The sequence below is a fragment of the Actinophytocola glycyrrhizae genome (genome assembly GCF_042653545.1).
Classification (GTDB): Bacteria; Actinomycetota; Actinomycetes; order Mycobacteriales; family Pseudonocardiaceae; genus Actinophytocola; species Actinophytocola glycyrrhizae.
The window spans coordinates 175,105-194,555 of sequence record NZ_JBHSIS010000009.1 but is presented as its reverse complement, the minus strand read 5'-3'; the positions used below and the strand labels follow the sequence as shown (position 1 = coordinate 194,555).

Sequence of the window (19,451 nt, the reverse complement as noted above, 5' to 3'; positions counted from 1 at the left end):
ACGAGCGGGGTTCGGGGTGTCAGAGGGCGCCGAGCTCGGCCTCGACCTCGTCGAGCTCCTCCTGGCTGAACGCGAGCAGCGAGAGGTCCGACGGGGTGAGGCCGCCCGCGCCGGGGCGCTGCGCGTGCTCGACGAGTGCGTGCAGCACGCGGAACCAGGTGCGGGCGAGGTCGTGTGCCGCGGCGGCGGTGTGCACGCCGTCGGCCCAGGTCCAGGTCGCGGTGAGGACCGGGCCCGCCGCGGTGTCGTGGGTGGCGGCGTTGACCTCGATGCCGTGGGCCATCGGCATGCCCGGCTCGGCGTCGTCCAGCCCGACGGGGTGCTCGGGTGCGAGCGAGAAGTCGGCGGCGGTGCCCGCGGGGAACCGGCCGAGGTAGTTGAAGCCGAGTGCGGGCGGGGCGTGGTCGGCGAGGGGGGTGCCGGGGTCGAGCCTGCGCAGCGAGCCGAACCCGATGCCCTTGTCGGGCAGGGCCCGCAGCTGCTCCTTGACCCGCTTGAGCGCGGTGCCGACCGACGGCCCGCCGGACAGCACGTCGTTGGCGGGGACTCCGTCGATCTCGCCGGGGTCCAGACGCACCGGGAACAGGCTGGTGAACCAGCCGACCGTGCGGGAAAGGTCGGTCGCGTGCCCGGTCAGCTCCTCGCGACCGTGCCCCTCGACATCGACCAGCACCGCGCCGGGTCCGCGCCACAGGGCGACGGCGAGCGCGAGACCGGTGAGCAGGACGTCGTTCACGGTGGCGCCGAACGCGGCGGGCACGGCGGCGAGCAGGGGTTCGGTGGTCGCGGCGGGCAGCGTCACCGTGTGCCTGCAGTGCTCGGTCTCCACGTCGCGGCCCGGCGCGAGCGGCCTGGCGCCGAGCGGGGGGCCCGGGTCGCGCAGGGTCGCGGTCCAGTGGGCCAGTTCGCCGCGGCGGCGCGGGGTGTCCGCGTGCAGCAGTTCCGACCAGCGGCGGAACGAGGTGCCGACCGGCTCGAGCCGGATCTCCTGCCCGGCCGTGACCTGCCGCCACCCGGTGGCCAGGTCGTCGAGCAGGATGCGCCACGACACCCCGTCGACCGCCATGTGGTTGACCACGAGCGCGAGCCGTCCCGGCCTGCCGGGCCCGGCGTCGAACCAGACCGCGCGCACCACGGCGCCCTCGGCCGGGCGCAGCCGCCGCCGCGCGGCGGCGAGGTGTTCGCGCACCGGCCAGTCGGCGCCGGTGACGGGCACCCGGTCGAGGCAGTGGGCCGCGGTGACCGCGCCGGGTGGCGCGATCTCGAGGTCCCAGCCGGGCGAGACCCGCAGGCGCAGTGCGTCGTGGGTGTCGAGCAGCGCCTGCAGCAGTGCGGTCAGGTGCTCGGTCCGCAGCCCGGCCGGGGTGTGGACGAGCACCGACTGGTTGAAGCTGTCGACCGGGCCGCCCCGCTCGCGCAGCCAGTGCATGATCGGCGTCGGCCGCAGCGGGCCGGTCCCGACGTCGGCGGGCCCGGTGTGCGGTGTCGTGTCGAGGGCCTCGGCGTGGACCGCCATCGCCTCGGCGGTGCGGTGGCGCAGCACGTCACCGGGGCTCAGGCGCAGCCAGGACTGGCGGGCGCGTGTGACGAGCCGGATGGCGACGATGCTGTCCCCGCCCAGCCCGACGAAGCTGTCGTCGGCTGCGACGTCGGCCAGGCCGAGCACCTCGGCGATGAGCGCGCAGAGGATCTCCTCGCGCGGGGTGCGCGGCGCGCGGCCGGTGCCCGCGCCGTCGAACACCGGCGTGGGCAGCGCCGAGCGGTCCAGCTTGCCGTTCGGGGTCAGCGGGAGCGCGGCGAGCACCACGAACGCGGCGGGCACCATGTGCGCGGGCAGCGTGGTGGCGAGGTGGTCGCGCAGCACCGCCGGGTCGACGGTCCCGCCGGTCACGCCTCCCGCGGGCACCACGTAGGCGACGATGCGCTGGTCGCCGGGCCGGTGCTCCCGCACCACGACGGCGGTCTCCCCCACCGTCGCGTGCCTGGCCAGCACCGCCTCGATCTCGCCGAGCTCGATCCGCAGCCCGCGGATCTTCACCTGGCCGTCGGCGCGGCCGACGTAGTCGAGCACCCCGTCCGCGCGCCACCGCACCAGGTCGCCGGTGCGGTACATGCGGGCCCCGGCCGCGCCGTACGGGCTCGCGACGAACCGTTCCGCGGTCAGTCCTGGCCGGTTCAGGTAGCCGCGGGCAAGCTGCACACCCGCGAGGTACAGCTCCCCCACCGCGCCGACCTCGACCGGTGCGAGGTCGGCGTCGAGCACGTGCACGGTCGTGTTCCACACCGGCGCGCCGATGGGCACGGACGTCGCGCCCGGCTCCGGCACGCAGTGCCAGTGGGTGACGTCGACCGCGGCCTCGGTCGGGCCGTAGAGGTTGAACAGGTCGGTGCCGAGCAGGTCCGCGAACCGCGCGCTCAGCTCCGCGGGCAGCGCCTCACCGCTGCAGATCACCCGCCGCAGCCCCGTGCACGACCGGGCGGCGGGCTCGCGGACGAACGCCTGCAGCATCGACGGGACGAAGTGGACGGTCGTGACCCGCTCGGCCCGGATCAGGCCGGCGAGGTAGGCGGGGTCGCGGTGTCCTTCCGGCCGGGCGATGACCAGCGCCGCGCCGACCACCAGCGGCCAGAAGAACTCCCACACCGACACGTCGAACCCGGAGGGGGTCTTCTGCAGCACCCGGTCGTCCGCACCGAGGCCGTACCGCGCCTGCATCCACAGCAGCCGGTTGACGATGGCCGCGTGGCACACCACCGCGCCCTTGGGGCGGCCGGTGGAGCCGGACGTGTAGATGACGTACGCCGGGTGCGCCGGGGTCAGGGCGGTCACCGGGGGGCGGTCCGGGCCGGACACCGGCCCGGTCGTCGTGGCGGTCGGGTCCACCACGACGACCGGTGCCACCGCGGGCAGCGCCGGGGCGAGCGCCGCGGTGGTCAGCACCCGCAGCGGCGCCGCGTCGGTCAGCATCAGCTCGATGCGCTCGGCCGGGTAGTCCGGGTCCACCGGCAGGTACGCCGCACCCGCCTTGAGCACCGCGAGCAGCGCGACCACCAGCTCGAAGGAGCGGGGCACGGCGACCGCGACGATCGACTCCGGGCCCGCGCCCGCGCCGACCAGCTCGTGGGCGAGCCGGTCGGCGCGGGTGTGCAGCTGCGCGTAGTCGAGCGTGGCGCCCTCGAAGACCAGCGCGGTGGCGCCCGGGCTCCGGCCGGCCTGCGCATCGAGTAGCGCGGTGAGCGTGGTGTCCGGCACGGGGTGGCCGGTCGCGTTCCACTCCGGCCTGGCCGCGCGGGTGTCGACGTTCATCTGGGGTCCCATCCCGGTCCGTGGTGGTGTGGTCAGCTCTGCGCGGCCGTGAGGCTCGCCGGGCGCAGGTCGGTCCAGTTCGCCTCGACGTGGTCGAGGCAGGCCTTCCTGGTGTCGGGGCCGTGCGCGACGTCCCAGCCGGCCGGCACGTCGATGTGCGCGGGCCACAGCGAGTGCTGGCGCTCGGCGTTGACCAGCACCAGGTAGACGCCGTCCTCCTGCTCGAACGGGTTGGTCATGACAGTTCGCCTCCGAACATTTCCGGGTGGGTGGGGAAACCGTGGGGCGGCCGGTCGCGGCCGCCGGGAGCTCAGCCGCGCGGGGCGGTGGGCAGGTCGCGGCAGCGGCCGAGTGGTGGGGCGAACCGGACGCAGCGGCCGAGCACCCCGATGGCGAGCAGCAGCCACAGCGCCTCGCGGACGCCGAGCACGGTGCCGGCGACGCCGCCGAGCAGCGCGCCGAGCGGGATGACCCCGAACTGCACGAACCGGGAGCTGGTGAAGACGCGGCCGAGCAGTGCTGGTGGGGTGTAGCTCTGCCGGAACACGTTCGCGATCACGTTCCCGGCGACGGTGCCCGCGGCTGGTACGAGCAGGCCCAGCACGAAGAACACGAGGGGCCAGCCCGCCGAGGTGAGCGGGATCAGCAGCCCGAACGGCGCGCTGCCGACGGTCGCGAGGAGCATGCCCCGGCCGGTGCCGAACCGGCGGGCGAGCCGGGTGGCGACGAGCGCGCCGAGCACGCCGCCGACCGCGTCCGCGGCGAGCAGGACACCGACCGCGGCGGGCGGCTGGCCGACCGTGCGGACCAGGAACACCACCAGCAGCGCATGGGTGGCGGTGAGCACCATGTTGTCGATGGCACCGCACAGGGTCAGCAGCCGCAGGTACCGGTCGCGCGCCACGAACGTGAGTCCTTCGCGGATGTCGGTGCGCAACGGTGTGCGCGGGCCCGTCCGGTCGGGTTTCTCCTCGGTGACGCGGATCCGCAGCAGGCACCACGCGGACACCGCGAACGTGGCCGCGTTGACCACCAGCCCCATGACCGCGCCGGCGAACTGGGCGATCAGCCCGCCGATGCCGGGTCCGGCGATGGTGGCAGCCTGGTCGCTCGCCTGGAGCTTCGCGTTGCCCTCCGGCAGGTCCTCGCGGCTCACGACGGCGGGCAGGAACGCCTGGTAGGCGGTCGTGAAGAACACCGTGGTCACGCCGATCAGCAGGGCGACGACCAGGAGGTGGACCATGGTCAGCGACCCGGTCACGGCGAGGACCGGCACGGTCAGCAGCAGCGCGCCCGACACGACGTCGCACACCAGCATGGTGCGGCGGCGGGCGAGCCGGTCGATCAGCGCGCCGGCGGGCAGGCCGATCAGCAGCCACGGCAGCCACGCCACCGCGTCCAGCAGGCTGACCAGGAACGTGCTCGCGTTCAGTGTCTCCACCGCGATCAGCGGGATCGCGATGCCGGTGATGGTGGTGCCGAGCCTGCTGGTCGTCTCCCCCACCCACAGCATGCGGAAGTCGTGCTGGCGCAGGACACCGCCGATCCGGCGGGGCCGGGTGGGCTCGGCCTCGGTGACTGTCATCCGCTGCTCCTCGCTGGTGGGGACAGCTTCCGAAGCTAGTGACGCCGCGGCCCCGCGACCGGCAGTCCGACCGGCGGTCGAGAGGCACATCCCCGTTGCGGCGAACGGGTTTGCGGCATCCGCGGCGAACCTCCGGTGAGCTGCCGACCGCGCTGCCGCTCACCGGCCGGACCGGTTCCTACGGTGATGGCACAACGACTTCGCCGGCCGGCTCCGGCGACGCATCGACGAGGTTGTGATCATGGAACTGGAGAACACAGGGTCCCCCGGCACCTGGGGCGGCGGGCTCGACGGCGGGCTCGACATCATCGTCAGCGGCCTGGCCTCCGACGCCCACACCTGGAACCTGGTGTACCTGCAGCTGTTCCTCGAGGAACGCGGCCACCGGGTGCGCAACCTCGGTGCGTGCGTGCCCGACGCCATGCTGGTCGAACAGTGCCTGCGCCACGACCCGGACCTGGTCGTGCTCGGCACGGTCAACGGCCACGGCTGGCAGGACGGCGAACGGGCGATCGGCGCGCTGCGCGCCCGCCCCGAGCTGGTGGGCACCCGCGTCGTGATCGGCGGCAAGCTCGGCATCGACGGACCGCGCGGCGTCTCGCACACCGACCGGCTGCGCGCCGCCGGGTTCGACGCCGTCTTCGCCGACCACGCGGGCATGACCCCCTTCCGGTCCTATGTGGACGCCCTGCCCGCCAGGGTGCGGACGTGACCGGCTTCGGCGCGTTCGTGGCCGCCGCGGCCCGCGATGGCGTGCTGGTCGTACAGCCCCGGATGGGCTTCGGCGACCCGGCGCGGATGCGGGCGGGCCTGCTGGCCACCCGCGACGCCGGGGTGCGCGCGGCGGGCACCATCACCCTGGACAGCTTCACCCGCGTCGGCGAGCACGACAGCGTGCGTGCGGCCCTCGCGCAGGGCGGGCAGCTCAACGGGTACCCGATCGTCGACCACCCGCTCGCGGTCACCCGCGGCGTGCTCGCCGGGGTGGGCGGCACCGGCTTCCCGGTGCAGGTGCGGCACGGCTCACCGCGTCCCCAGCGGATCGTCGCGGCGCTCGTCGCCGCCGGGCTGGACGCGACCGAAGGCGGCCCGATCTCCTACTGCCTGCCCTACAGCCGGGTGCCGGTGGCCGAGTCGGTCCGCGCGTGGACCGAGGCCGCGCGGATGCTCGCCGGGCTGCGCGAGGACGGCAGGCGACCGCACCTGGAGACCTTCGGCGGCTGCATGATGGCCCAACTGTGCCCGCCTGCGCTGCTGGTCGCGATCAGCGTGCTGGAGGGCGTGTTCTTCCGGCGGCTCGGGGTGGACAGCGTCTCGCTGAGCTACGCCCAGCAGACCCACCCCGGCCAGGACGCCGAGGCGCTGCTGGCACTGCGCACGCTGGCCGCGGAGTTCCTGCCCGCCACCGACTGGCACGTCGTCGTCTACACCTACATGGGCTCGTTCCCCCGGACCCCGGGCGGCGCGACGGCGTTGCTGGCGGACGCGGCCCGGCTGAGCGTGCGCGGCGGCGCCGAGCGGCTGATCGTCAAGACGGTCGCGGAGGCGCACCGCATCCCGACGGTGGCGGAGAACGTCGACGCGCTGTGGGTGGCGAGCCGGGCAGCGGCCGCCGAGCGGCGCGCACCGGCCGCGGTGGCCGACACGGGCATCGCGGCGCAGGCCCGCGCCGTCGTCGAGGCGGTGCTCGACGTCGACCCCGACCTCGGCACCGCGTTGACGAAGGCCGTGACGACCGGGCTGCTCGACGTCCCCTACTGCCTGCACCCGGACAACGCCGGGCGCACGGGGGCGACCGTCGACGGCGCCGGGCGCCTGCAGTGGACCAGTACCGGCGGGCTGCCGCTGCGCGGCCTCACCGACACCGGCGGGACACCGCACACCGCCGACCAACTGCTCCGCGCACTGTCCTACCTGGAACGCAAGTTCGACGACGCCGCGCTCGAACGCGAGTGCCTGCCGAGCTGACCGCCCGAACACCTCCGACAGGGGAACCGACATGGACCAGATGCGAACGACGACCGCCCCCGAGCTGCCCGCGAGCCCGCGCGAGCACCTGACCGCCGACACCACCCGCGCGGTGCTGCGCATCCAGCACCACATGCTGGCCGCGGCCAGGGACCACCTCACCGAGCAGGGCTGCACCGAGGTGCTGCTGCCGGTCATCGGCCCGGTCACCGACCCCGGCGCCCGCGGCGCCAAGCAGGTCGACGTGGACTACTACGGCCACCGGTACAAGCTGATGACCAGCGCCATCCTCTACAAGCAGGCGACGCTGACCACGTTCGACCGGATCTTCTGCATCGCGCCGAACGTGCGCCTCGAGCCACTCGAGACCGCGAACACCAGCCGCCACCTCGCCGAGTTCCACCAGATCGACGTGGAGCTGGCGGGCGCGTCGCGGAGCGAGGCCATGGCGGTCGCGGAGGGCACCGTGCGGGCCATGGCCCGCCGGGTCGCGGAGCGGGCACGGGCCGAGCTCGACGTGCTCGGCCGGGACGCCGACGCGTTCGCCGACCTGCTCGCCGAGCGGTTCGAGGCCCGCACACACGCCGCCGCCGTCGGCGAGCTGACCGGGATCGGGCACCCGCAGAACCCGGACGCCGAGATCGACTGGCAAGGCGAGGCACTGCTGTCGGCCAAGGCCAGCAGGCCGTTCTTCGTCACCGACTACCCGAAGGGCTCCCGCGGCTTCTACGACCGGGAGAACCCCGAGCAGCCCGGGCGGCTGCGCAACTTCGACCTGCTGGCCCCGGAGGGCTACGGCGAGCTGGCCAGCGGCGGGGAGCGCGAACACGACTACGGCACGATCATCGCGCGGATGCGGGAGACCGGCGAGAACCCCGCCAAGTACCGGTGGTACCTCGACATGGTCCGCGCGGGCATCCCCGCGAGCGCCGGTTTCGGGCTCGGGCTGGAGCGCGTGACCCGCTACCTCGCCGGCGTCGACCACGCCTGGCAGGCCACCGGCTTCCCCAAGGTGCCCGGGGTGGTCGCGCCGTGACCACCCTGCACGCCGACGGGTTCTGCGAGGCCGCGGTCCGGGACCGGGCCCGCCGCGGCACCGCCGCCGTCTTCCCCGCCCAGGACGAGTACGGCCACGCGCTGCTCGGTGCCCTGCCCGGCCCGCTGCCCGCCGACCAGCTGGACGCCGCCCGCCTCGTGCCGCCGGTGTTCATGCCGCGGCGGCTGGAGAAGCTCATCGAGCTCGCCCGCGAACCGCTGCACTCCGACGTGGACCTCGTCACCGACGTCGGCGGTTTCCGCGCCGCGCTGCCGGTCTACCTGTCGGCGTTCGGCTCCACCCAGGTCGCGAGCGTCGACCTCGGCGCGGCGGCCGCCCGGCAGGCGGGCACACTCGGCATCCCGATGGTCGTCGGCGAGAACGTGGTGCCGGTCAACGGCTACGGCCGTCTCGACGACGCGGGCGGGCGCGGTCTGCGGGACCGCATCGGCGCCTACGCCGACCACGTGGCGGACGGGTTCGGCGGCGTGGTCGTGCAGCAGAGCACGGAGGACGCCGACGCCGAGGTGTGGAACCTGGTCTACAGCGACCCGTCCGCGCTGCCGCTGCTGGACAGTGGCAGGCTCGCGTTCGAGCTGAAGGTCGGGCAGGGCGCGAAACCGGGACTCGGCGGGATGACCGTGGTCCCCGCGGACACCGCGGACCGCCTCGCCGAGCAGTTCGCGATGGAGCCGGTGTTCGGCCCTGGCGCCAACGCCGCGCTGCGCTGCGCGAGCCCCGGCACGTTCACCGACGAGATCCTGCGCCAGCAGATCCGGTTGATGCGCAACAACTTCCCGCGTGCCCGGGTGTGGGTGAAGCTGCACCCCGGCCGGGACGTGGCCCACGCGGCACGGGTCGCGTGGGCGGCGGGCGCGGACGCGGTCACCGTCGACGGCGCCGAGGGCGGCACCGGCTGGGCGCCCACCGCGTTCCTGTCGGGCGTGGGCCTGCCCCTCGGGGAGTGCCTGCGCCGCATCGGCCGCCCGGCGGGCTGTCTGCTGGTGACCGGCCGGATCTGGGAGGGCCTGCGGGCGGCCAAGTGCCTGGCCGCCGGGGCCACCGCCACCGGGCTGGGCCGCGCGGCCCTGATCGCCGCGCACGAGGACCCCGGCCGGGGGCTCGTCCGGCTGGTCGAGGCCATGGCGCTGGAGCTGCGCCTGCTCGTCAGCGCCCTCGGCAAGTACCACCCGGACGCGCTCGACCACGACGACCTGTGGCACCCCGCCACGGCGACCGATGCCCTGTCCACCGAGCCGCAACCATCCGACGTGTGACCCACAGGTTGTCCCACCAGGACGGCCGGCGGGCGGTACCCCGCCGCCGGCCCCTGCGCGGCGCACCCACGGCACATCCACCGCGGGTCGCCGGACCGGCGGCCGGGCACACGACACGATCGCGTCGCCCGGCCGCCGACACACGCCACCGTCTTGAAGGAGCACCCATGACCGCCCTGCTCGACCCCACCGACGTACCGAAACCCACCAGTCCGGGACACGGCGACGCGTTCACCCGGCATATGTACAGCCTGCGCTACGCCCCCGGGCACGGCTGGCACGACGGGCAGCTGATGCCGCTCGCCGAGCTGTCCCTGCACCCGGCGACCATCGGCCTGCACTACGCGCAGGTCATCTTCGAGGGCATGAAGGCGTTCCGGCAGGCCGACGGGTCGGTCGCGGTGTTCCGCCCCCGCGAGAACGCACGCCGCTTCCAGCGCTCGGCCGCGCGTCTCGCGATGCCCGCGCTGCCAGAGGAGCGCTACCTCGAAGGCGTGGAGCGGGTCGTCGCCGCGGACCAGAACGAGCTGTCCGACCACCCCGACCACAGTCTGTACCTGCGGCCGCTGATGTTCGGCACCGACGTGAACCTGATGTTGCGGCCCTCCGACGGCTACCGCTTCCTCGTGATGGCGTTCGTCGCGGGTGGCTTCTTCGGCGACACCGTGGAGGCCGTGTCGGTGCTGGTGTCCCGCGAGCACAGCCGCGCGATGCCCGGCGGCACCGGCGACGTGAAGTGCGCCGCGAACTACGGCCCGTCGTTCGTCGCGCAACGCGCGGCGCGGGAGGCGGGCTGCCAGCAGGTGGTGTGGCTCGACTCCGCCGAGCACCGGTGGGTCGAGGAGATGGGCGGCATGAACATGTTCTTCGTGCGCGGCACCGGGGACGACGCGACCATCAGCACCATCCCGCTGACCGGCACCCTGCTGCCCGGTGTCACCCGCGACTCGCTGTTGCGCCTCGCCGCGCGGCTCGGCCACCGCACCGAGGTGGCGCCGCTGTCGGTGGACCAGTGGCGGGCCGACTGCGCGTCCGGCGCGATCACCGAGGTGTTCGCGTGCGGCACCGCGGCCGTGGTGACCCCGGTGGGCACGGTCCGCGACCGCGACGGCGACTGGACCGTCGGCGACGGCACGATGGGACCGGTCACCGCGAAGCTGCGGCGCGGGCTCGTCGACCTCCAGCAGGGCCGCGCCGACGACGTGGACGGCTGGCTGCACCGGGTGCCGCCATGCTGAGCGGGAGGTGAGGACCGTGGACCCATACCTGCGTCGCCGCCTCGCGGCGGTGACCACCGCGCACGTGGCCGACGCCTGCGTGCGGGCCGCGGTCCGGGTGCGCTTCGGCCCGGCGGGCACCCGCCCGGTGGTGCCCGGCACGCGGCTGGCCGGCCCGGTCTTCCCGGTCCGGCACGCGGGCAGTGCGCACGTGCTGCTGGAGGCGTTCGACGCGGCGGCGCCCGGGGACGTGCTCGTGGTCGATAACGGGGGCCGCCTCGACGAGGCGTGCGTCGGCGACCTGATGGCCGCGGAGGCCAGGGACGCCGGGCTGGCCGGCATCGTGATCTGGGGCCTGCACCGCGACACCGCGGAGGTACGTGCGATCGGGTTGCCGCTGTTCAGCCTCGGGGCCATCCCGTGCCGCTCGACCCGCACGGCCACCCGCCCGCCGGATGCCCTCGCGGCGGCCACGATCGGCGACTGGACCGTGACCCGCGAGGACGTGGTGCTGGCCGACGACGACGGGGTGCTGTTCGTGCCCTCGGCCCGGCTCGCCGAGGTCGTCGTGGCGGCCGAGGAGGTCCGCGCCGCGGAACGACGCCAGGCGGACCGCATCCTCACTGGCCACCCCCTGCGCGACCGCGTCCGCTTCGGCGCGCACCTGGCCCTGCGCGCCGACTGACCACGCGGGCGGGCGGGACGACGACATCGTCCCCGCCCGCCGCGCGAGGCGCATGGCTGAACGTTCCGCCGCACAGATGGTTCGCGATGGTCCGAAACCTCACAGTATGTCCGCGGAAGTCTGGGGTGGTCCGTTCAAGCGAACGAACACTCTGCCGGTCCGTAATGGTCGACTCGGCATGGGGAACGTTTTATGAAAATTGCCACAATCGGCTTGGGCCTATTGCTCGCAGTGGGCCTGCTGGCGGCACCGGCCAGCGCTGCCGACCTTGGCGCCGCAGGTGCCAAGCGAATTCCCATGTCCGTCGACGTCTCCGGCTAGCCCGGCGTGGTCGGCACGACAGTAGGAACACTGGACGCCAGCTGTGCACAATACCGGCTCTGCGTCTGGGAGAGACGTGACTACGGTGGCGGCAAACCGAATCGCGCCGTTGGGTTCTACAACGCGAACACCGGTGAACGTGTTCGCTGTCCGAACCCCACGACCAACCGGCCCGGCCCGTTCCCCGACGCGACGCGGATCCTGATTATCGGCGGCGCCGGTTCCCGGTGCTGATGATCGCACTCGTCTGCCCGGCTGACGATCACGTGCGGCCGGGCAGACGGCCGGCTACACCGTCGGGCGCGAGTCCCGCGGTCAGAACGTGGCGATCGGGTTGACCGGGCTGCCGGTCGCACCGGCGAAGCGGACCGGCGCGACCGCGAGGTGGAAGTCCCACTGGCCGAGTTCGGCGGCCATCGTCGCGCACTCCTCCAGGTCGCAGTTGTCGAGCAGCCACAGACCCATCGCGACGAGGCCCACGGCGTGCACCGGCATCAACACGTCGTCGTACCCCGATGGTGCAACGTCCTGGGGGGTGTCAGCGCCGATCAGGGCGACCTCCCGTTCCCGCAGCCACGGCAGGCAGGACGCGTGCCAGCCAGCCTGCGTGACACCGCCGACCTCACCGGCCTCGTGCCGAACGCGGCCACGGCCGGTCCGCAGGAGTACCGCATCGCCGGACCGCACCCGCACACCCTGACGACGCTCGGCCTCCTCCAGATCGTCGGGAAACACACCCTGTCCCGGTTCCAGCCACGGCACATCGCGGACCCTCGCGACGTCCAGCAGGACACCACGGGTGACGATCCCGTTCGCCGCCGTCGTGACGGCCGCCCACGCCGATCCCGTTGCGGCGTCGACCAGCGAGTGCGACCGCCCGTTGTACATCGTGCCGTCCCAGAAGAGGTGACACGGCGAGTCGACGTGGGTGATGGTGTTGCCGTGGAACATGATGCCGAGCCGCTCGTTCGAAAAGCCCCAGCGCCGGTCCCTGTGGAAGAGCGCCGGCATGTGCTCGGCACCGGGCATGTCGGCCGCGCACGGACACGTCGTCGTCGACCGCTCCATGTCTTCCGGTACGGCGACTTCCCATGCGCACGACACACTCCTGCCGTGGCGCACGGACCGCGCCGCGGCCAGCCGGACGTCGTCGGTGATGTGGTTCAGGGTGCCGAACTCGTCGTCGTCGCCCCACCGTCCCCAGTTCGACAACGTGTCGAAGTATCCGAGCACGTCGTCCTGTGTGGGCACCGGTCGCTTTGCCGTCATCCCAGCATCGACTCCTCCGGTCACGCGGTTCGAGGCACTGGCGGCAGGCTATCCCGCCCTCCCCTCTGACCTGCCAAGACCCGCTGGCCTCGCATGACGCTGAAGGGCGGGCAGTGGGCCGGTCGGCCCGGCTCACCGAGGTCGTCGCGGCGGCCGAGGAGGTCCGCGCCGCGGAACAACGCCAGGCGGACCGCATCCTCACTGGCCACCCCCTGCGCGACCGCGTCCGCTTCGGCGCGCACCTGGCCCTGCGCGCCGACTGACCACGCGGGCGGGCACCCAGACCCGAGTCAGCCATGCCATGCCGGACGAGATGTCAGCGGGTGGGCCGCGGATCCGGCGAACGGGAGAAGTCATCCCTCGTCGTGCGGCACCACAGCAGCTCCGGAGCCGAATCCCGGTCGCCGACCACGATGGCGTCCTGGCCGAACTCCGCGCCGATGCGCGACGCGGTGAACCGGTCGAGGCCCACGGCGAGCAGGCTGTCCTCGGCAGGCCAGTCCGGGTCCACGCCGATACCGGTACCCGGAAGGACCGGCACCCCGATGCCGCGGAGCCTGCGCCGGAGCGCGGCGCCGCGCCGCTGGTTCTCCGCCGCGGGCAGTACGCGACCGCCAGGACTCCACGCCGTGAGGAACGCCCAGCAGTGCACACCTTCGCGGTGCAGTAGCGCGTCCAGGTCCGGGTCGGCCCGCCCGATTCGGAGGTCGACCGGTCCCGCCGGGGCCAGCACGCGAAAGGTGGTGGTCCGGTAGGCCTCGGCGAGGTCGTCGGCGACGTCGGCGGGCTTGCGGTTGGAGCGCACCGGGAGACAGCTGTCCGGCCGCCAGCCACTCAGCGGGTGTGCCCGCACGCACCCGGTGCCGCTGTCGCGCACCAGGCGTACGCCGCTCACCTCGGCGGGCAGCAGCCCCGCCTTCTGCTCGGCGAACGGACGCCGCGGCACGGGCACCCATCCCGGTTCGTCCTTGCCGATGAGCGCGCCCGCCTCGGTACGCAGGTGCGGGCCGAAGTACATCCAGCAGGTCTGGCCTCTGGTCTCCGCCGTCAGCGCGGGGCGGGCCAGCGGCGAGAACATGCCGTAGTGCGCGAGCCACGCCTTCTCCTCGCCGACCGGCCCGAACTGGTGGCCAGCCACAGCATGCCCGAACACGTCGTGCACCACGCGAAACAGGTCGTTGGCCAGCAGTTCGACACCATCAGCGACGATGCCCGTCCGCGCGAGCACCGGGTGGTCGGCGTGCTCAGCCCCCGTCTCGCCCCACCGGGCGTGCGTGGCGAGGACGTACAGGTGCCGGTGCCGCCGCACGTCCTCGATCATGTGGCGGCTGTCGCGGTAGGGCTCGGTGCGGTGCGGCCACGGCTCGATGCGCAACCCCAGCCCCGCGACGGCGAACTCGTACTGCTCGGTGATCTCTTGGATGTACTGCCGGTAGGAGGCCGCGACCAGCGGGTGGTCCGGCTCGTGCCGCATGGCCGCGAACCGGTCGGCGACGAGCATGCCCAGCTCACCGGTGACCGGCGCGAACCGGGGACCGTCGCGTTCGGACCGTCCCGACGAGGCGAGGTACCGCGCGGCGCAGCGGCGGAGCTCGTCGTCCACCTGCCAGCGCTCGGTCGTCGTCATGCCGGCCTCCTGTCCACGCGACGGAGGTCGGGCTCGGCGTCCAGGTCCTCGCCGAACACGCGCTGCCAGCAGTCGACGATCTCGTCTGCGAGGAAGTCCGGGAACGGCTGTACCCCGGGCCGGTGCCGCGCGTGTGACAGCACGTCGACCACGAGGTTGTGGGCGTGGAAGACGGGATCCAGGTAGCGCACCAGCCCCGGGTCGCTCACCGAGAAGTTGACCGGCTGCTTGCCGCACAGGACGTCACCGGCGGCGAACGCGTCGCCGAACTCGTCCTCCCCGCCCATGTTGGCGAGGTGGGCCCCGAGAAAGGCGGCCACCTCGTAGCCCTTGGTCACCACACCCGGTGTCCCGGTCGCGGTGACCACCGCGAAGGCCTGCCGGGCCCACGCGGCCACCCGGTCGCGCTCGCCGGCCGGCATGGCGTCGCACCCGGCCGCCGCCGCGGCCGCCAGCGCACCGGGATCGACGTCCACCACCCCGACGCGATCCGTGTGGGGTGCGAGTGCACGCACGATCCCCCTGCCGACCTTGCCGTAGCCGAAGACCAGGAACGGGCGCCCGTCGATCGGCTCCCGCACCAGCCGCCGGAGGGCGTGCAGGAAGGCACGCCCGGTGCCCAGCGACGCCTCGAGGTCCTTCACCCTGCTCTCGTCGACCGCGATGACCGGGTAGGCGGGGCAGGCGGCGCGGTAACGGCGGGTGCCGGTGCCGGTCAGCTCGCCGACCCCCATGCGCGGCGCCACCAGCGGCTGCAGTTCACCGCCGCAGTCCAGCACCACGTCGAACTCCTCGGGAAACCGGTACTCCCGCCGGAACTCGACACCGGCGGCACCCAACGCCTCGACGCATTGCGGATCGGGGGCCATGAAACTCGGGCTCGTGACCACGAGCTCGGCCCCGCCCAGCGCGAGCACCTCGATCTTGCACATCGTCTCGGCGGTGAGCGGCACGTTGTGCAGCACCGTCATCCCGGCGTACGGCCGCGTACGTTCCGCGCGGAGCCGTGCCCGCCGCAGGAACGGCACGTCGGCGGCGGCGAAGCGTCCCGTGATGTCCGGGAAGAGACCTGCGGCGGAAGTTGCCATCCGCCGAGGATAGGCACGCTCAGTCAGCACGCGACCAGCCCGGAGTAACAACGTCGTCGCGATGACGGTATAGGTACGGGTACAGGTGCTGGGTTCCTTGCGGGTCTGGCGCGACAGCAGGGAAATCGACCTGGGCCCGCCCGGACGGCGCGCGGTGCTGGGGCTGCTCGCGCTCGGCGGCGGCGAGGCCGTGACCACGCGCGAGCTCGTGGACGCGTGGTGGGGCGACCGGCCGCCCCGCAGTGCGGTGAACGTGCTCCAGACATACGTCAAGCACCTGCGCCGGTTGCTGGAGCCCGACCGGCGGGCACGCACCGGCAGCACGGTCCTGCCCCACACCAGCGGCGACTACATGGTGAACCCGGACGCGGTGGACATCGACCTGCTGCGGGTCCGGCGCCTGCTCGCCGACGCGGCCGTGGAACACCACCAGCCCCGCCCGGAACAACCTGCGGACAGCTCGTTCACGCACAGCGCGCTCCCGGGTCGCGGTGCGACCTGACTTTCGTGGGAGTCAGCCGAGGACGTCGCGTTCCAGCCACCGGCTCACGGATTCCTCGGTGGACTCCTGGTAGGAGCGGGTGTCGACGTTGTCGGCGTGCAGTTCGTACACCGGGATGCCTGCCGCGCGTAGTGCCCTGGTGGTGAAGTAGCCGCCGCGTGCGTCGTCGGACACCAGGTGCACCACGCCGTCCACGCGGTGGAGCTTCGCCTCCTTGACATACCACTCGCACGACCACGGCGGGGTGTAGAGCTGGTCGTTGAACGCGGCGAAGCGGGCCGCGAGCGCCCGCAGCGGGTCGTCGCCGTACCTCGGGTAGCCGTCGGCCGCGATCGCCAGGTACATCGACCACACGAACACCGCGCCGTGGCGTTGTTCGAAGCGGCGGTAGAAGTCCATGTCGTACCAGAGTCCCCGGCCGATCCACATGAGACGGGCGCGTTCGTTCTCGCACACGGCGGCGCCTGCGCCGACCCGCTGCTCGACCTCCTCGTAGAAGCGCCGGGCGGCGTCGCGTGCCCACTCGGTGCCGCGGTGCCACTGCGGGATCATCACGCTCGGGATGCTGTCGGTGACCGCGAGCGGGCTCGGGGTGGTGCCCGCGATCAGGTCGCGGGTCCTGCGGTTCCACTCCGCCTGTTCGTTGACCAAATCGAGGACGCGGCGCAGTGCGCGTTCACCGAACACCCGGCCGGTGGTGGTCTCCAGGAACCTGACCAGACCGTGCAGTTCCGAGACCATCAGGTCGAGACGGGCGGCGCCGATGGCCTTCTCCCAGTCGTGGGGCATCAGCTCCCACCAGTTCGGCGCCACGGCGTTCTCGGCCGCGCTCTCCAGCGCGTAGAAGGAGATCCCCGGCTGCGCTCCCCACACGTCGAAGATCTTGCGGCCACCGTCGCCCACGTTCTCGCCGAGCACGATCGACGGGCGGGGCAGGCCGCCCCACGGCGCGTTCTCCGGGTCGGGGTCGAACAGCGAACCGAGGGAGATCGAGCTGTACTGCTCGGTGTAGTCCGGGTAGCCGCGCTCGCGCAGCAGCCCCAGGTAGTACGGCGCGCGCCGCTTGGCCGCGACCACCGACGCCCACCACTGGTTCACCACGTACGGGATTCCCATGGCGCGGAAGATCTCCTGCGGCGCGTCCGCGTTGACCAGCGCGACCGGGCTGCCCTCGGCGGCGGTGGCGCGCAGGTCGGCGAACCACTCCCGCTGGTAGCGGGTGGCCTCGGTCGCGGACGCCAGCAGCTTCTCAACGGACACCGGACACCACCGCCTCGAGGTCGATGTCGCCGTACTCCTGCCGGTCCACCAGCACGGCGGGAATGCCACGGGCCCGCAGGGCGCTCGCCTGTGCCGGGAAGTCCCACGGCGGCGCGTCGTCACCCCGGCGGACGTAGGAGACGACGACGTCGGCGCGGCAGTCGACCGCGGCGCGTGCGGTGTGCTCGGCCCGGTCCCTGATGGACGCCCGGGCCGCGGTGGGGCCGTTGTACTGGTAACGCTCCACGAGCGCGGCGATGGTCGGCTCCCCAACGGGTCGCGCGGCGAGGAGGTCGCCCCAGTCGTGGTCCTCCCCGACCACGACGTACCCGGCGGCCTCCAGCGTCCGGTAGACCTCAGGGCTGTCGTGCGAGCTGCCGGTGAGGAACACCCGCTGTCCGCTGTGGACGTCCAAATCGGACGCGAGCAGCTCTCGCAGCAGCCGGTTGTGCTCGGCCACGGGGAGGGTGGCGCCGAAGGCGGCCAGGGCCTGCACGCCGGTCAGCCGCGGTGGATCGCCCCGGCGCGACGCCGACACCGCACGCAGCAGCCCGCGGTGCTCGTCGTGCAGGGTGATCGCCTCGGCGACGGCGTCCGGGGTCAGCCGGGCGCCGGTCCACTTCTCGAGCACGGTGACCAGCTCGCCGACCCGGACCCGGTCGTAGCGCGTGGTCGTCCAGTGCGGCAGGTGCAGCAGGTCGAACAGGTAGGTCTCGGGCAGGCCGAGCCCGGGTTCCACCCGCCGCAGTTCCCGGACGGCGTAGAACAGCCGCAGCGACGCCTCGCAGTCCCGCGAGACCAGCAGGCGGTCGAGGCGGCCGTACTCGCCGGCGAGCAGGCGGGTCAGCACGGACCGGGCCGGCTTGTCCACGCCACGGCCGAGGTAGCGCTCCCCCACCGCCACGTCCGTGCCCGGCAGGCCGGCGAGCCGCACGGGCAGCGCACCTGCCGCGGTCAGCAGTTCGACCGGCACGTCCTGGCCGACGTACCCGATCACCATCCGGTCCGGCTCCCGCACCGGGAACCGCAGCGTGTAGCGGTCCAGCAACCGCGTGAGTGCCGTGTCCACGCTCAGATGACCCCGGCCTCACGCAACGCGGCGAGCCGGTCCGCGTCGTACCCGAGCAGTTCGCCGTACACGCGGTCGTTGTGCTCGCCGAGCACGGGCGCCGGGCGGTCGAACCCCACCTGTGCGGCGGAGAACCGGATCGGCACACCGGTCGCGGACACGTCCGCGGTGGCACCGTAGCGCGGGTGCTCGAGCGCGACCACCTCCTCGCGGGCGCGGACCAGCGGGTCCCGCACCGCCTCGGCGGGCTCGCGCACCTGCGCCGCGGGCACGCCGTTGTCGGTCAGCAGCGCCACCGCGTCCGCTCGGCGCCGCCCGGCCGCCCATGCCGCGATCAGGTCGTGCAGGGCACCCGCGTTGGCGACCCTGGCGTCCCGCGTGGCGAACCGGGGATCTGCCGCCAGCGCGGGCTCACCCATGGCCGAGAAGACGCCCGCGGCGAACCGGTCGGTCGGGCCGCAGAGGGCCAGCCAGCCGTCGGCGGCCTCGAACAGCCCGAACGGCGCGAGCCGGGGCACCAGCGAACCGGTGCGCTGCACCAGCCCGACGGCCGCGTACGCGTCGAACGGCTCACAGGCGACAAGCGAGGTCAGCGCCCCGAGCATCGACACGTCCACGTGCTGGCCCGCGCCGGTGCGGTCGGCCTGCACGACCGCGGCGAGCGTGCCGATCACCGCGAACAACGGTGCGACGAGGTCACCGACGGGCAGCCCGTTGCGGACCGGGTCGTCGCCCTCTGACCCCGCGGTGCCCATGATCCCGGACAGCGCCTGGATGATCGTGTCCATCGCCTTGGCCGGCCCGCCCTGGCCACCGAACCCGCTGATCGACGTGTACACCAGCTTCGGGTTGACCGCCCGCATCGCCGGGTAGTCGATGCCGAGACGCCCGGTCACGCCTGCGCTGTAGTTCTCCACCAGCACGTCGGCCCGCGCCACCAGGTCGGACAGCACCGCGACCCCGTCCGGGTGCTTGAGGTCGAGCGTCACGCTCAGCTTGTTGCGGCCCCGCAGCAGCATCGACACCGACATGTCGTCGTCGTGGGCGCGACCGAGGCGCAGCCCGTCGCGGCCGAGGTAGGGCGCGTTGCCCCTGGACGAGTCGCCGCCGGTGCGCGGGTTCTCCACCTTGACCACCCGCGCGCCGAGGCCGGCGAGCAACAGGGTGGCGTACGGTCCGGCGAGGGCGGTCGTGAGGTCCACGACCGTCCGGCCTGCGAGCGGCTGCTCCGCCACGCGAC

At 73.4% G+C, this 19,451-nt stretch carries 17 protein-coding genes; 8 read left to right on the top strand and 9 right to left on the bottom strand.

Annotation, left to right across the window (positions count from 1 at the left end):
• Positions 1–19: 19 nt before the first annotated feature.
• The 3 genes from ACFPCV_RS20740 to ACFPCV_RS20730 form a co-directional block, all read right to left on the bottom strand.
• Positions 20–3,307 (bottom strand): amino acid adenylation domain-containing protein, encoded by a 3,288-nt coding sequence (locus ACFPCV_RS20740; protein ID WP_378057914.1) that lies wholly within the window; start codon positions 3,305–3,307, stop codon positions 20–22.
• A gap of 32 nt (positions 3,308–3,339) precedes the next feature.
• Positions 3,340–3,546 (bottom strand): MbtH family protein, encoded by a 207-nt coding sequence (locus ACFPCV_RS20735; protein WP_378057913.1) that lies wholly within the window; start codon positions 3,544–3,546, stop codon positions 3,340–3,342.
• 71 nt (positions 3,547–3,617) lie between these two features.
• The gene (locus tag ACFPCV_RS20730) at positions 3,618–4,892 is read right to left on the bottom strand and encodes an MFS transporter (RefSeq protein ID WP_378057912.1); all 1,275 of its coding nucleotides are present in this window, start codon (positions 4,890–4,892) and stop codon (positions 3,618–3,620) included.
• A 241-nt stretch (positions 4,893–5,133) separates the two neighbouring features.
• Here ACFPCV_RS20730 and ACFPCV_RS20725 point away from each other — a divergent pair, with 241 nt between their 5' ends.
• The 6 genes from ACFPCV_RS20725 to ACFPCV_RS20700 all read left to right on the top strand — a co-directional run bounded on the left by ACFPCV_RS20725 (position 5,134) and on the right by ACFPCV_RS20700 (position 11,075).
• The gene (locus tag ACFPCV_RS20725) at positions 5,134–5,604 is read left to right on the top strand and encodes a cobalamin B12-binding domain-containing protein (RefSeq protein ID WP_378057911.1); all 471 of its coding nucleotides are present in this window, start codon (positions 5,134–5,136) and stop codon (positions 5,602–5,604) included.
• Positions 5,601–6,860: a methylaspartate mutase gene (locus tag ACFPCV_RS20720; protein WP_378057910.1), complete on the top strand. Its 1,260-nt coding sequence runs from the start codon at positions 5,601–5,603 to the stop codon at positions 6,858–6,860. The genes ACFPCV_RS20725 and ACFPCV_RS20720 overlap by 4 nt, the downstream gene beginning before the upstream one ends.
• 31 nt (positions 6,861–6,891) lie before the next feature.
• A complete protein-coding gene (locus tag ACFPCV_RS20715; protein WP_378057909.1) occupies positions 6,892–7,896 on the top strand; it encodes an asparagine synthetase A in 1,005 nt (334 codons plus the stop codon).
• The gene (locus tag ACFPCV_RS20710) at positions 7,893–9,173 is read left to right on the top strand and encodes a glutamate synthase-related protein (RefSeq protein WP_378057908.1); all 1,281 of its coding nucleotides are present in this window, start codon (positions 7,893–7,895) and stop codon (positions 9,171–9,173) included. The genes ACFPCV_RS20715 and ACFPCV_RS20710 overlap by 4 nt, the downstream gene beginning before the upstream one ends.
• Before the next feature lie 167 nt (positions 9,174–9,340).
• A complete protein-coding gene (locus tag ACFPCV_RS20705) occupies positions 9,341–10,411 on the top strand; it encodes a branched-chain amino acid aminotransferase (RefSeq protein WP_378057907.1) in 1,071 nt (356 codons plus the stop codon).
• A gap of 16 nt (positions 10,412–10,427) precedes the next feature.
• Complete coding sequence (locus ACFPCV_RS20700) at positions 10,428–11,075, top strand: RraA family protein (protein WP_378057906.1); 648 nt, start codon at positions 10,428–10,430, stop codon at positions 11,073–11,075.
• A 636-nt stretch (positions 11,076–11,711) separates the two neighbouring features.
• Here ACFPCV_RS20700 and ACFPCV_RS20695 read toward each other — a convergent pair.
• The gene (locus tag ACFPCV_RS20695; protein ID WP_378057905.1) at positions 11,712–12,665 is read right to left on the bottom strand and encodes a cyclase family protein; all 954 of its coding nucleotides are present in this window, start codon (positions 12,663–12,665) and stop codon (positions 11,712–11,714) included.
• A gap of 113 nt (positions 12,666–12,778) precedes the next feature.
• On the opposite strand from ACFPCV_RS20695, the gene ACFPCV_RS20690 reads away from it, so the two are divergent.
• Complete coding sequence (locus ACFPCV_RS20690; protein ID WP_378057904.1) at positions 12,779–12,928, top strand: hypothetical protein; 150 nt, start codon at positions 12,779–12,781, stop codon at positions 12,926–12,928.
• Positions 12,929–12,981: 53 nt separating this feature from the next.
• Here ACFPCV_RS20690 and ACFPCV_RS20685 read toward each other — a convergent pair whose 3' ends face one another.
• Together ACFPCV_RS20685 and ACFPCV_RS20680 are read right to left on the bottom strand one after the other, a co-directional pair.
• Positions 12,982–14,292 (bottom strand): DUF3293 domain-containing protein, encoded by a 1,311-nt coding sequence (locus ACFPCV_RS20685; RefSeq protein ID WP_378057903.1) that lies wholly within the window; start codon positions 14,290–14,292, stop codon positions 12,982–12,984.
• A complete protein-coding gene (locus tag ACFPCV_RS20680) occupies positions 14,289–15,380 on the bottom strand; it encodes a Rossmann-fold NAD(P)-binding domain-containing protein (protein WP_378057902.1) in 1,092 nt (363 codons plus the stop codon). Before ACFPCV_RS20680 ends, ACFPCV_RS20685 begins: the two co-directional genes overlap by 4 nt.
• A gap of 97 nt (positions 15,381–15,477) precedes the next feature.
• Between ACFPCV_RS20680 and ACFPCV_RS20675 the strand changes: the two genes are divergently transcribed.
• A complete protein-coding gene (locus tag ACFPCV_RS20675; RefSeq protein WP_378057901.1) occupies positions 15,478–15,882 on the top strand; it encodes an AfsR/SARP family transcriptional regulator in 405 nt (134 codons plus the stop codon).
• A gap of 12 nt (positions 15,883–15,894) precedes the next feature.
• Here ACFPCV_RS20675 and ACFPCV_RS20670 read toward each other — a convergent pair whose 3' ends face one another.
• The 3 genes from ACFPCV_RS20670 to ACFPCV_RS20660 are packed head-to-tail and all read right to left on the bottom strand — an operon-like array spanning position 15,895 to position 19,446.
• Positions 15,895–17,142, bottom strand: a complete 1,248-nt coding sequence (locus ACFPCV_RS20670; protein WP_378057900.1) for a 2-hydroxyacyl-CoA dehydratase — start codon at positions 17,140–17,142, stop codon at positions 15,895–15,897.
• Complete coding sequence (locus ACFPCV_RS20665) at positions 17,132–18,211, bottom strand: 2-hydroxyacyl-CoA dehydratase (RefSeq protein WP_378057899.1); 1,080 nt, start codon at positions 18,209–18,211, stop codon at positions 17,132–17,134. The genes ACFPCV_RS20670 and ACFPCV_RS20665 overlap by 11 nt, the downstream gene beginning before the upstream one ends.
• A gap of 2 nt (positions 18,212–18,213) precedes the next feature.
• Entirely contained in the window at positions 18,214–19,446 is a 1,233-nt protein-coding gene (locus ACFPCV_RS20660; RefSeq protein ID WP_378057898.1) for a CaiB/BaiF CoA transferase family protein, read from the bottom strand.
• Positions 19,447–19,451 lie beyond the last annotated feature (5 nt).